Annotated in this window: 10 protein-coding genes; 2 read left to right on the top strand and 8 right to left on the bottom strand. The window is 70.6% G+C overall.

Features of this window, described 5'->3' with window-relative positions; genetic code table 11:
- On the top strand, positions 1-354 hold a 354-nt coding region (locus tag D7V93_RS26680; RefSeq protein WP_147451338.1), incomplete at its 5' end, for a YbhB/YbcL family Raf kinase inhibitor-like protein.
- A 24-nt stretch (positions 355-378) separates the two neighbouring features.
- Here D7V93_RS26680 and D7V93_RS26675 read toward each other — a convergent pair.
- From D7V93_RS26675 to D7V93_RS26645, 7 genes are all read right to left on the bottom strand, one after another.
- Positions 379-978, bottom strand: coding sequence for a hypothetical protein (locus D7V93_RS26675; protein WP_120646081.1), 600 nt, complete (start codon positions 976-978; stop codon positions 379-381).
- A 25-nt stretch (positions 979-1,003) separates the two neighbouring features.
- Positions 1,004-1,834 carry an MbnB/TglH/ChrH family RiPP precursor modification enzyme gene (locus D7V93_RS26670; protein WP_120646080.1) on the bottom strand — a complete coding sequence of 277 codons (831 nt, stop codon included), beginning with the start codon at positions 1,832-1,834 and terminating at the stop codon, positions 1,004-1,006.
- A gap of 18 nt (positions 1,835-1,852) precedes the next feature.
- Positions 1,853-2,692: a class I SAM-dependent methyltransferase gene (locus D7V93_RS26665; RefSeq protein ID WP_120646079.1), complete on the bottom strand. Its 840-nt coding sequence runs from the start codon at positions 2,690-2,692 to the stop codon at positions 1,853-1,855.
- A 33-nt stretch (positions 2,693-2,725) separates the two neighbouring features.
- The gene (locus D7V93_RS26660; RefSeq protein ID WP_120646078.1) at positions 2,726-4,855 is read right to left on the bottom strand and encodes a carbohydrate binding family 9 domain-containing protein; all 2,130 of its coding nucleotides are present in this window, start codon (positions 4,853-4,855) and stop codon (positions 2,726-2,728) included.
- Complete coding sequence (locus D7V93_RS26655) at positions 4,852-6,165, bottom strand: MFS transporter (protein WP_120646077.1); 1,314 nt, start codon at positions 6,163-6,165, stop codon at positions 4,852-4,854. The genes D7V93_RS26660 and D7V93_RS26655 overlap by 4 nt, the downstream gene beginning before the upstream one ends.
- Positions 6,162-6,794, bottom strand: coding sequence for a hypothetical protein (locus tag D7V93_RS26650; protein WP_147451337.1), 633 nt, complete (start codon positions 6,792-6,794; stop codon positions 6,162-6,164). The genes D7V93_RS26655 and D7V93_RS26650 overlap by 4 nt, the downstream gene beginning before the upstream one ends.
- A 989-nt stretch (positions 6,795-7,783) precedes the next feature.
- Complete coding sequence (locus D7V93_RS26645; protein WP_158623865.1) at positions 7,784-8,062, bottom strand: PqqD family protein; 279 nt, start codon at positions 8,060-8,062, stop codon at positions 7,784-7,786.
- 296 nt (positions 8,063-8,358) lie between these two features.
- Between D7V93_RS26645 and D7V93_RS26640 the strand changes: the two genes are divergently transcribed.
- Positions 8,359-11,022 carry an ATP-binding protein gene (locus tag D7V93_RS26640; protein WP_120646074.1) on the top strand — a complete coding sequence of 888 codons (2,664 nt, stop codon included), beginning with the start codon at positions 8,359-8,361 and terminating at the stop codon, positions 11,020-11,022.
- Positions 11,023-11,035: 13 nt separating this feature from the next.
- Here D7V93_RS26640 and D7V93_RS45220 read toward each other — a convergent pair.
- On the bottom strand, positions 11,036-11,376 hold a 341-nt coding region (locus D7V93_RS45220), incomplete at its 5' end, for a hypothetical protein (protein ID WP_158623864.1).

The raw sequence follows: 11,376 nt of genomic DNA, 5'->3' as shown, positions 1-11,376 counted from the left end.
GTGGAGGACCCGGACGCGCCGGACCCCGCCCACCCGCAGCGCACCTTCTGCCACTGGGTCCTCTACAACCTGCCACCCAACGCCCAGAGCCTCCCGGACGGGGCCACCCTGGAGGTGATGCCGCCCGGGGTGAAGCTGGGGCTCAACGACTTCCAGCGGCAGGACTACGGCGGCCCCATGCCGCCCATCGGCAGCCACCGGTACTTCTTCCGGCTGTACGCCCTGGACGCGGTGCTGCCAGACCTGGGCCGGCCCTCCCGCGCGGAGCTGCGCGAGGCCATGGACGGCCACATCCTGGGCGAGGCCCAGCTCATGGGCACCTACGAGAAGATGCACCACCGCCGCGGTCACTGACGGGCGGCCTTCCAGGGACGGCCTTCAGGGTGCGGGCAGCTCGCGCAGCATCACCGCGGGCAGGCCCGGCACCTTGAGGTACTCCACGCGCGTGGGGCGGGGCTCCACCGGGGGCCAGCCCGGCGCGGCCAGCGCGGCGAGCAGCCCCAGCACCGGGAAGTCGAAGGCCTCCACATGCGGGCCCACGGCCGGCATGGGCAGCAGGCCCCACGCGAGCGCGATGCGCAGCCGCTCGCATCGGGCCAGCTGGGGGACGTAGGCCGGCACGCCCGGGGCCTGGAGCGCGTCTGCCTCCAGGAAGCGACAGAAGGCGATGGCCTCCTCGCGGTTGAGCACCTCCGGCAGCACGTCCTGGAGGAAGCGCAGGCGCAGCGGGGCCAGCTCCGGCCGCTTCGCCTCGTCCACCCACGCCAGCTGCTCCCGCACGCGCTCGGTGCGGTGGTAGTCCATCATCCGCCCGGCGCGGTCCACCACGGTGCGGTCCACCTGCCCCAGCGCCGCGCGCTCCCCTGGCGTCAGCGCGAGCGGCGCGAGCGTCTGGCCCGCGTCCCGCGTCCACGCCTCGCGGAAGCGCGGGTCGACGTGCAGCCGCGCCAGTGCTTCCAGCGTCTCCGGGTAGCCCATGTCGTGTGTCCCCTGTCCCCTGCCCTCAGGCCGCGCTCGCGCCGCAGCGCTGGAGGATGGCCCGCGCGCGCGCCAGCTCCTCCACCAGCCGCGCGAAGGGCGGAAAGCCGCTGTCCATCTCGAAGTTCACCCCGCGCACCGGACAGCGCGGCGCCACGTACTCCAGCAGGCGCCACACCTCCTCCGGCGACGGCGCCGAGTGGCTGTCCAGGCGCAGCCCCTCCATCGTCATGCCGCCCGCCAGGTGGATCTGCACCACCCGCTCCAGCGGCAGCCGGTCCAGGAAGGCATACGGGTCGAACCCGTGGTTGGCCGCGTTGCAGTACAGGTTGTGCAGGTCCAGCAGCAGCCCGCAGTCCGCGCCCTCCACCACCCGGCGCAGGAAGTCCGCCTCGTCCAGCGTGTTGAGCGGCGTGTGGAAGAGGTACGCGATGTTCTCCACCACGAAGGGCACGCCCAGGTCCGCCTGGGCCGCCTTCACGTTGCGCACGCAGGTGGCCACCGCCTCATCCGTCAGCGGCACCGGCGTGAGCGCGCGCAGGGGCAGGTCCCCCACGCGCGTGAAGCACAGGTGGTCCCCGTGCCACACGCTCTTCGTGCGCTGGGTGATGCGCTTCAGCCCCTCGCGGTAGCCGGGCGCGTCCACCCCGTCCGAGCCCACCGACAGCTCCAGGCTGTGGCCCACCAGCGGGTAGCGCTTCGTGAGCAGGTCCAGCCGCCGCTCCGCGTCCGGCGTGAGCGGCAGGAAGTGCTCGGGCGTCAGCTCCAGCCAGTCCACGCCGGGGTTGCCGCGCGCCAGATGCGGGTTCAGGTCCCAGCGGTAGCTGAGTCCCACGCCAAGGAAGGGGAGGCCCACGGTGCGTGCTCCTTCGCGTCAGGCCCGGCGCCGCGCCATCACCTGGAAGTGCTGGCCCAGGACGGCGAAGCCCTCGTGCGCCAGCTTCTCCTGCTGCGCCAATATCTCCTCGCGCGCGGCCCACGCGTCCCACGGCTGCGCGGCGGAGGCCCCGCGGGAGGCGGCCATGGCGTTGAGCATGTCGAAGAACATCACCGGCTTGCCGAAGATCTCCAGCAGGTCCGCGCCCGCGTCCGCCACCGCCTGCTCCAGCTCGCGCACCGTGAACGCGTGCACCGGCAGGCCGTACGGACACGTCGTCTTGCCATCCTGCAAGAGCTTGAACGCCTCCGCGTGCTTGCCGGACTTCATGTAGTAGCTGAACGCCTCGTGGCGGTTGTCCACGCCCAGCACCACCGGCGCGCCCGGCTTCGCCACGCGCACCAGCTCCTTCACCGCCTGCGGGTACGCGTCCATGCAGTAGGACACCGGGTCGCCTTCACAGAAGACCAGGTCGAACGCCGCGTCCGGCAGCTCCAGCGCCGCCACGTTGCCCTCCACGAAGGCCACGCGGTCCAGCAGCCCCTTCGCGGTGAACTGCGCGCGGGCGCCGTCCAGCATGCCCGGGGAGATGTCCAGCACGGTGACGTGGTGGCCGGCCTCCGCGAAGCGCGTGCCGAACTTGCCTCCACCTCCGCCCGCGTCCAGCACGCGCCACGAGGTGCCGTCCTTCGGCAGCAGCGCCTCCACCGGCTTCCAGGTGAGGTGCTCGTAGGCGAGCCAGAACAGCTTGATGGCCACCTGGTTGGGGGCCTGTTCGTACTTCGGGGACACCTCGTCGTAGCGGCGCTTGAGGCTGGCGGCGTCGGCGGTGCTCATGGGGGTGCGCTCACTTTCTGGCGAGTCAGGCTTTCAGAAGTTGAAGGAGACCTTGGACAGGAGCCGCCGCTCCTGGAAGCCGGCGAAGGGTTGATCCGTGTAGACGAGGAAGATGTCGCTCCACTGGCGGTAGTGCCAGCCAATCATCGCGTCCAGGAACGTGCCGCGCACGGCGTTGTAGTCCGCCAGCTCGTACACGTCGCCCTTCTGCAGCGTCAGGCGCGCGTAGAGGTCCGGGCTGAAGTGGTAGCGCAGCTGCGCGTAGCCGGAGAAGCTGTAGCCGTCGCCGGACTTCCCGAAGAGCTGGCTGTTCTCCGGCACGTCGAAGTTGCGCGTGTAGAAGCCGCTGAACCGGGCGACGATGCGCTCGCCCACCTTGAAGTTGACGGCACCGTTGAGGCCGCGCAGCTGTCCACCCAGGAAGCGGCCGCCAATGGCCGTCAGCGTGTAGCTCTGCCAGTCGTGCGGGAACAGGGTGAAGCCGAACGTGCCCACGCGGTTCCTGAAGCCCTCGTTGTCGTCATAGACGCCGTCGAAGATGAGCGCGAAGTCGTGGTGCAGGTACGGCTGCACGTTGAGGCGCTGGCGCCAGCGCGTGCGCTCGTGCTCGTGGTTGCGGCGCCACAGCGTGTCCCACGTCACGTCCAGCCGGGGCAGGAAGCGCCACTTGGGGAACGGGTTCAGGAACAGGTGCGAGTTGTAGCCCTGCTTGTCCACCACCGGCGTCCAGCCCAGCGGGTTCGCGTAGTTCTTCCCGATGTCCTCGAACTGCAGCCAGAACTCCGTCAGCGTGTCGAAGCGGTGCAGGCCCACGTGGTACGCGTCCGCGTCCTCGTTGCCCAGCGGGCTCCAGCTCCGGATCGCCTGCGCCTGGATGAAGAACTCCTCGAAGAGGTGGAAGTTGCCGTCCACGCCCAGCGTCTGGAAGTCCGAGTCCCCGAAGACGCCGCCCCGGCCGCTGCGGTTGAGCGCCACCAGCGAGATCATGGACCGCTTGCCAAGGTCGTGCTGCAGGCGCAGCACGCCGGAGTTGACGTTCTCGAAGACGTCCTTGCCCCCCACGCCCTTGCCGGTGAAGTCGCGGTGCTGGACGTCCATCATCGCGAAGTTCAGGTCGCCCACCTTGCCGGTGAGCTGCAACCCGCCCCACACCCGGTCATGCGGCCGGAGCGCGATGCGGCGCGAGGTGAAGATGTTGATGGGCGCGATGAAGAGGTGCTCGCTCTCCAGGAAGAACTGGCGGCGCTCCGGCAAGAGCGGCGCTTCGGTGTCCAGCAGCAGGAAGCCCTGGTCCGCCTCCGCGTCGCTGAAGTCCGGGTTCGCCGTCAGCTTCAGGGACAGCCACGGCGCCGGGTCGATGCGCGCGTCCGCGCCCACGTTGGGCCGGAACGTGCCGCGGTCGTCGTTGTACTTGAGCGCCACCGTGCTGGCCACGTACGGGGTGACGCTGAAGATGGAGCGCGGGTTGATGTTCTTCAGGCCGTCCAGGTGCGGGTAGCGGCTCACCTTCGCGCTGTTCATCCCGTCCGGCGTCCAGTTGCTCCACTCCTGGTTGCGCGACTGCTCGCGGTCCAGGAGCATGCCGAAGGACATCTCCTCCTTCTTGTCGAACTGGAAGTTCGCGAACGGGATGCGCACCTCCGAAATCCACCCGTCCTTCACGATGGTGGACTTCGTCTCCCACTCGCCGCGCCAGTTGGTGGAGAACGCCTCGCCGTCGTCCACGATGCGCCCGTCGGTGCGCACGCCCAGCGGGTTGGTCCAGAAGTAGTACGCGTTGCGGTGGTCCAGGTACGTGTCCAGGATGATGGTGATGTTGTCTTCCTGGTGGAGGAACCCCTCGTTCTGCACCGTGTACCCGGCGATGCGCTCCGGCTTCGAGTCCAGGCAGTGGAAGAGGAAGTAGAGGTTGTCCTTGTCGTAGAGGATGCGGACCTTGGTGTCGTCCGGCGCGGGACGGCCATAGTCCACGCGCGTCAGGAACCAGCCGCCAATCTCCGGCGCGGCCTGCCACGCGGCCTCATCCCCCTTGCCGTCGATGGTGATGGCTTCGGTCGTCGGTGTCGCCGTGACCTTGTAGGTCGAATCGGCGAATCCCAGGGCGGGCACCAGCGCGAGCAACAGCGCGGTGCCCCGGCGACATGCATGGCGGAAGGGGCTCATCCGGGCTCCGAGGTAGGGGTGAGGGCGGCCACGGGGGCCGCGACGGGGGCGACGTCGGTGGACTCGCGCACCCTCGATACACAGGCGAGGGCCAGCGCGAAGGCCGCCGAGGAGACAAGGAACGAGAAGCCGATGCCGGCCTTCTGCGCGATGAGCCCGTAGGTGAGGGGCGCGAGCACGCCGGCCAGCGCGCCGCTGGAGCCCAGCGCGCCCATGAAGCGGCCGCGCTCCGTGGGAGAAGGCACCTGCTCCACCACCAGCGCGGACGCGGACGAGCGGTGCAGGCCGTCCGGCACCGCGAGCAGCGTCCAGGCCACCACCAGCGAGCCCAGCGCGTACCCGTGCGGCATCCACCCGGAGGCGCCGAGCAGCGCCGCCATCACCGCCATGCCGCCCAGGCCCAGCGTGATGAGGCCCACGCGCCGGGGCAGCCGGTCCGACAGCCGCCCGCCAAAGGGCTGCGCGAAGGCGTAGACGAGCCAGGACACCGCCACCAGCGGGCCCACCATCTCCCGGGGCGCGCCCAATTCCACCGCGTACAGCGGCAGGTAGGTGGGGAACAGCGCCAGCGCGAAGGTGAAGAAGAACTGCCAGAGGAACAGGCCGGACAGGTGCGGGTGGTCCTTCACGTAGGTGAAGGGGGACACGAGCCCCCGGAACGCCAGCGTCCAGCCCGCCTGCACCTTGCCGGGCACCGCTTCGGCGCGCGGCGCCGCCCGCGAGTCGTCCAGCGACAGCAAGAGCAGGCTGCCCACCAGGAACAGGCCGCCCGCGAGGAAGAACGTCCCGCTCACCGACAGCGCGCGGATGACCCCGGAGGACGCGAACAGCGCCGCCACGAACACCAGGTTCGACGTGGCGTCCAGCATCGCGAAGATGGTGGCGCGCTGCTTCGTGGGCGCGAAGTCCGCCACCATCGCGTTGGACACCGGCGCCGCGCTGCGCGCCAGGAGCATCTTGAGGATCATCACCGCGGCGAGCGGCTTCGGGTCATCCACCAGCGCCACCGCGGGCACCATCAGCGACGTGACGAGCGACAGGCCCACCACGAAGGGCTTGCGCCCGTAGCGGTCCGACAGCGCGCCCAGCACCGGCTGCACGAAGATGGGGAGCAGCGAGCCCACCGTGTACAACAGGCCGATCTCCTGGAACCCCAGCCCGCGCGCGCGCAGGTACAGCGGCATCACCGGGTTGAGCAGGCCCGCGGCCATCATGCCGACGAGGCCCGAGCCCAGCATCACCCGCAGGTTGCCCAGCCCCTTCGTCAGCGCGTACATCTCCCGGATGGCGCGCACGCCCTGGCGGATCATTCCCCCTCCTGCTTCGTGGTGATGCCCACCGAGACCGGCTCCAGGCCCAGCACCGCCGACACCGCCCGCGTGAGCGTGGGCACCGGCCGCACGTCCAGCGCCGTGAGGGCGCCCGCGTCGAAGCCGCTGCCTTCGGGCACGTACACCGGCACGCGCCCCGCCTGCGGGAACACCTGCTTCACATAGGCCTGGGCCACGCCCAGCTTTCCCTGGAGGAACTCGCGCGGCGCGGGCGCGAGCCGCTCGCCGTGCTCGTCCAGCGCCACCCCCGTGCCCAGGAAGGGCGACGGCAGCGGGCGGCCGCTCAGGAGCGCCACCCAGGCGACGAACAGCGGCAGCGACGCGCTCCGGCCATCCAGCGTCACGCCCCGGCCGCGCGGCGACACGTGCAGGTCCGTCTGCTCCCACGGTAGCGCGTAGTGCGCGCGCCCCAGCGCCGCCAGGTGCTGCGCATGGCGCTGCCACGCGGGCGTGAACGCGTTGCCCTTCGACAGGTCCACCCACAGCCGACCCTGGCCGGGATGCACGGAGACCTCCACGGGCACGACGCGAAAGAGCGCGTGGCCGGCGACGTCCGCCTGAGTGAAGAGCAGCAGCGGGGTGGAAGCGGGGGTTGAAACAGGCGACATGGCGGCGGGGGTCGGTGCGCGAGGAAGACAGCCAGGTGGAGGCGTACGGCCTCCACCCGGCTGAAAGGCACTACTCCGCGATGGTCGCGTCCTGGCGCACGATGACGGTCATGCCGCCACCACAGGTGCACTTGTCGGAAGCGGCGGAAACGCGGACGATCTGGGCATTGGTGTACATGGTGAGACTCCTTGGTTTGGGGTGTGGGGTTGGAAGCGACGACCTGGAGGCGGGACTACTCCGCCTGCTGCAGGGTGTCGTTGGTCACGATGACGGTCATGCCGCCACCGCAGGTGCACTTGTCGGAAGCGGCGGAGACGCGGACGATCTGGGCGTTGGTGTACATGGTGTTTCTCCTTGGGTGGGGTGTGGGGCTGCTTGAGGATCAGCGGGAGGCGAACTACTCCGCCTGCCGGACGTCGGTGAAGACGGTCATGCCGCCGCTGCAGGTGCACTTGTCGGAAGCGGCGGAGACGCGGACGATCTGGGCGTTGGTGTACATGGTGTGTTGCTCCTTTGTTGGGGTGTGGGGCTGCTGGAACAGCGGGAGGCGAACTACTCCGCCTGCTGGAGCGTGTCGGTGCTGATGGTCATGCCACCGCCACACGTGCACTTGTCGGAAGCGGCGGAGACGCGGACGATCTGGGCGTTGGTGTACATGGTGTTTCTCCTTGGGTGGACTGCTTCAGTGACAGCCACTGCGATGAAGCGCGGCGAGTGTGGACAGGGGGTCTGACATCCCCGTCACCGCCCGTTTTCGCGCGTCACTCCAGCCGTGAAACACCGCGTCTCACGGATGGAATCGCATGCGTCCGGCTTCAAGACACACACGAAAGACGGAGCCAGGGCATGGCACGGCCCAACCCCTCTCATGAGGGGGCTCCACGAATGTGATGGGAGCTTCCATGCCGCGGACGGGGGTCTTCGCGGCGACTGCAAAGCCTGCAACGACAGCTTGGAACGACGGCGGACGGCGGCGGCTTTGAAAGACCTACAAGGACGGCGAGGGCTCGCAGAGCCCCAGCTCCTGGAACTGCTCCACGGTGCGCTGGACGTCCGCGCGGATCTCAGGTTCCTGGTCGAGGGCGCCCAGGCCCTTCGCGAGCGATTGGACGGCACCATCGAGCGACGTGCCGCTCTGGCACAGCTCGAAGATGCGCGCGGCCGTCTCGTTCACCCGGAAGACCTCGCCCCCTTCGGTGTCCAGAAGGAAGAAGGCTCCGTCCTGCTGCTGGACGATGACGCCGGAAGTCGCTCGGGGCAGGCTCAAGACATCCCCCTCGGTAGCGCGAACATTGAGAGCTCCCAGGTAGCCCCTGGAGCCCGGATCAATCCGCGTTTTTATAAATCCATGGTTCTAAATGTTTCCACACGTACTGTCAATAGCACGCATACCCAGGGTTCGCCGTACCCAGGGCTACTTTGACGCAGGCTCACTGAAACACCGCGTCGTTGCGTTGACGCATCGCGTACGGGGTGTGAGCTGGTGGTCTCTGCGACGTGGGGGTGGCTTCACCCGACTGCCCCAGGGGTGCCAACGTGACGCGGGTGAGAGGCACTGAGCGCATGAACCGTCGGGTGGGGACGGTTCCCGAGGAGTTGGGGGCGGAGTACCGCCTCTTCGACGACATGGCCCTGGGCGTGTTCGTGCTGCGGGACGGCCTGCTCGTGTACGCGAACGCGGCGCTGGCGCGGCTGCTGGGCACGCCACGCGAGGCGCTGCCAGGCCAGCCGGTGACGGCGCTCCTGGTGGAGCCGCGGGCCGGGGAGCTGCTGGACCGGCAGGCGCGGCAGCTGGGTACGGCGCCGGTGGCGGGCACCTACGAGGGCTCGCTGCGCGGCGAGGCCCGCGAGGTGCGCGTGGAGCTGACGGTGCAGGCGCATGCCAGGGATTGGGTGGTGCAGGCGCGCGACGTGACGAACCGGGTCCGGCGCCAGCACGTGCTGCAGCGGTTGGTGGAGCTGGGCAGCGCGGTGCGGTCGCTGGACTCCGAGGACGCGGTGCGCGAGGAGGTGTTCCGGGGGCTGGAGGCGCTGGAGCTGGGCTTCGCATGGCTTGCGCCCCGGGGCGTGGGGGTGGAGCTGTCCATGGCGGCGCTGGCGCCCCGGCTGGTGCCGCACGCGCCCGCGCTGAGCGGGCGCGTGGGGGTGGAGGTGCAGGGCGGCTGGGCCCCGGCGCTGGTGCGCACCTGGCGTGACGGGGCCGCGTGGGTGGAGGACCTGGGCGTCGAGGCGTCGCGGTTCGTGCCGGAGTCCCGCATGGACGCGGTGCTGACGGTGTTCCAGCGCGTGGAGCCGCACCCCGCGGTGGGGGTGCGCATCGACGTGGAGAAGGCGCCCCTGGCCATGCTGGTGCTGGCGGCGGACTGGCTGGACGAGGAGGACCTGGCCTCGGTGCGGCTGTTCGGACAACAGGTTTCGTCCGCGCTGGACGCGGCGCGCACCATCCAGCGGCTGGCCGTGCGCGCGACGGCGCTCACCGCGCTGGGGCGGCTGGCGTCCCAGGCGGCGTCCGCGCCGCACCCGCGCGCGTTCTTCGGGTCGGGCACGGAGGAGATCGCGGGGCTGCTGGCGTGCGACGCGGTGTGCCTGCTGCTGCCGGCGGAGACGCGCCCCGAGCCGGGCGAGCCGCTGGAGCTGGTGTACGCGCGTGGCCTGTCCGAGGACGCGGTGGCCCGGGTGCGCCGCGCGCGCCTGGGGTCGCTGCCCCGCCCGAGCGGACCGCTGGACGCGGTGCACGTGCTGGACGCGGAGGCGTGTCCCGCGCCCACGCGCGACGCGCTGCGGACCCTGGCCTTCCAGACGCTGGTGTCGGTGCCGCTGCGGGTGCGCTCGCGCGGCGTGGGCACGTTGAGCGTGCTGTTCCACGCGCGGCGGCAGCTCACCGTGCTGGAGCTGGAGACGCTCCAGTCCATGGGCACGCACTTCGCGGCGGCCATTGAATCCCACCGGCTGCTGGACGAGGTGCGGGGGCGGGCGGAGGACCTGGCGCTGATGCACGAAGTGGGCAAGGCGCTGGCGGCCACGCTGGAGCTGGACCGGCTGCTGGCCACGGGCGTCACCAGCCTGGCGCGCATCGTGGACGTGCCGGACGCGTACGTGCTGCTGCCGGACGCGAAGGGCGAGCGCCTGGCCATCCGCGCTGCGACGGGCAATCACCCGGATCTGGTGGGGCGCGACCTGCCGTTGGATTTGTCGCATCGCTCGCTCGCGGCGGAGGCGTTCCGCACGCGCCAGCCGCTCCGGGTGGAGGACGCGCGCGAGGACCCGCGCATGGACGACGAGCTGCGCCGGGCCACGGGCGGCGTGGCGTACATGGTGCTGCCGCTCGCCGTGCACGCGCAGATGGTGGGCGTGGCGGTGATGGTGGAGTCGCGCCGTCCGCGCCGCTTCACCGCCGCGGAGCTGGAGCGGGCGGACGCCATCGCCAACCAGCTGTCGCTGGCGCTGGAGGGCGCGCGGCTGGTGGAGGACCTGAAGAAGAGCTACGGGGAGCTGGCGCGCGCGCAGGAGCAGCTGGTGAACCGCGAGCGGCTGGCAGCGCTGGGCGAGCTGTCCGCGGTGGTGGCCCACGAGGTGCGAAACCCGCTGGGCGCCATCTTCAACTCGGTGGCCAACATCCGCCGCATCATCGGCGCGGACAGCCCGGCGACGCCGATGGTGGACATCGTGGGGGAGGAGGCGGACCGGCTCAACCGCATCGTGGCGGACCTGCTCACCTTCGCCCGGCCTCCGTCGCCGCACCTGTATCCCGTGTCGGTGACGCAGCTGCTGGAGGAGGCGGTGGGCGGCGCGCTCTCCGACACGGACGGCAACCCGCCTCCGCCGGTGCGCGTGGAGTGGGTGATGGAGGAGGGCGTGCCGTCGGTGACGGTGGACGAGCGGCTGATCCGTCAGGCCTTCCTCAACCTGGCGCTCAACGCGGTGCAGGCCATGCCCCAGGGGGGCACGCTGCGGGTGGTGGCCCGGAGGGCGTGGATGGAGCGGCCCGGCGTGCAGGTGGAGATCAGCGACACCGGGCCGGGCATCCCGCTGGAGCTGCGCACGCGCATCTTCGAGCCCTTCTTCACCACGAAGGCGAAGGGCACCGGGCTGGGGCTCGCCGTGGTGAAGCGCATCGTGGATTCGCACCTGGGCCAGCTGCTGCTGGACGTGCCGGACACCGGCGGCACCATCTTCCGGCTCTTCCTGCCGCTGGAGCCGCCCCTGCTCCCCGCCACCCTACCCTGAGGGGCAGCGGGGCTCAGGCGCCGGACGCCCCCAGGAAGAGCCACACCACGCCGAAGCCCAGGCCGCACGCCAGGGCCACCACCACGAGCATGAGCCAGAAGCGGTAGCGCGGCGGGACGGGCCACAGGCGCGGCAACGTGAAGCCCGCGGCCTTCGCTGGCTTCTTCGGGTTCTTGCGCTTCGCCTCCGCCAGCTCGCGCTCGCGGGCCTGCACCTCCGCAGCCTTGAGCGCCGCGGAGATGTCCTTATTGTAGCCCACGAGCGTGTCGCGCGTCTTGGTCCGCACCGGGATGGGGCGCGTGTCGGTGGGCCGCTCGTCGACGACGGGGGCCGGACGGCGCGGGGCCTCCGGAG

The sequence above is a fragment of the Corallococcus llansteffanensis genome, from assembly GCF_003612055.1.
Lineage (GTDB): Bacteria > Myxococcota > Myxococcia > Myxococcales > Myxococcaceae > Corallococcus > Corallococcus llansteffanensis.
This window is presented reverse-complemented; position numbering and strand designations above follow the sequence as displayed.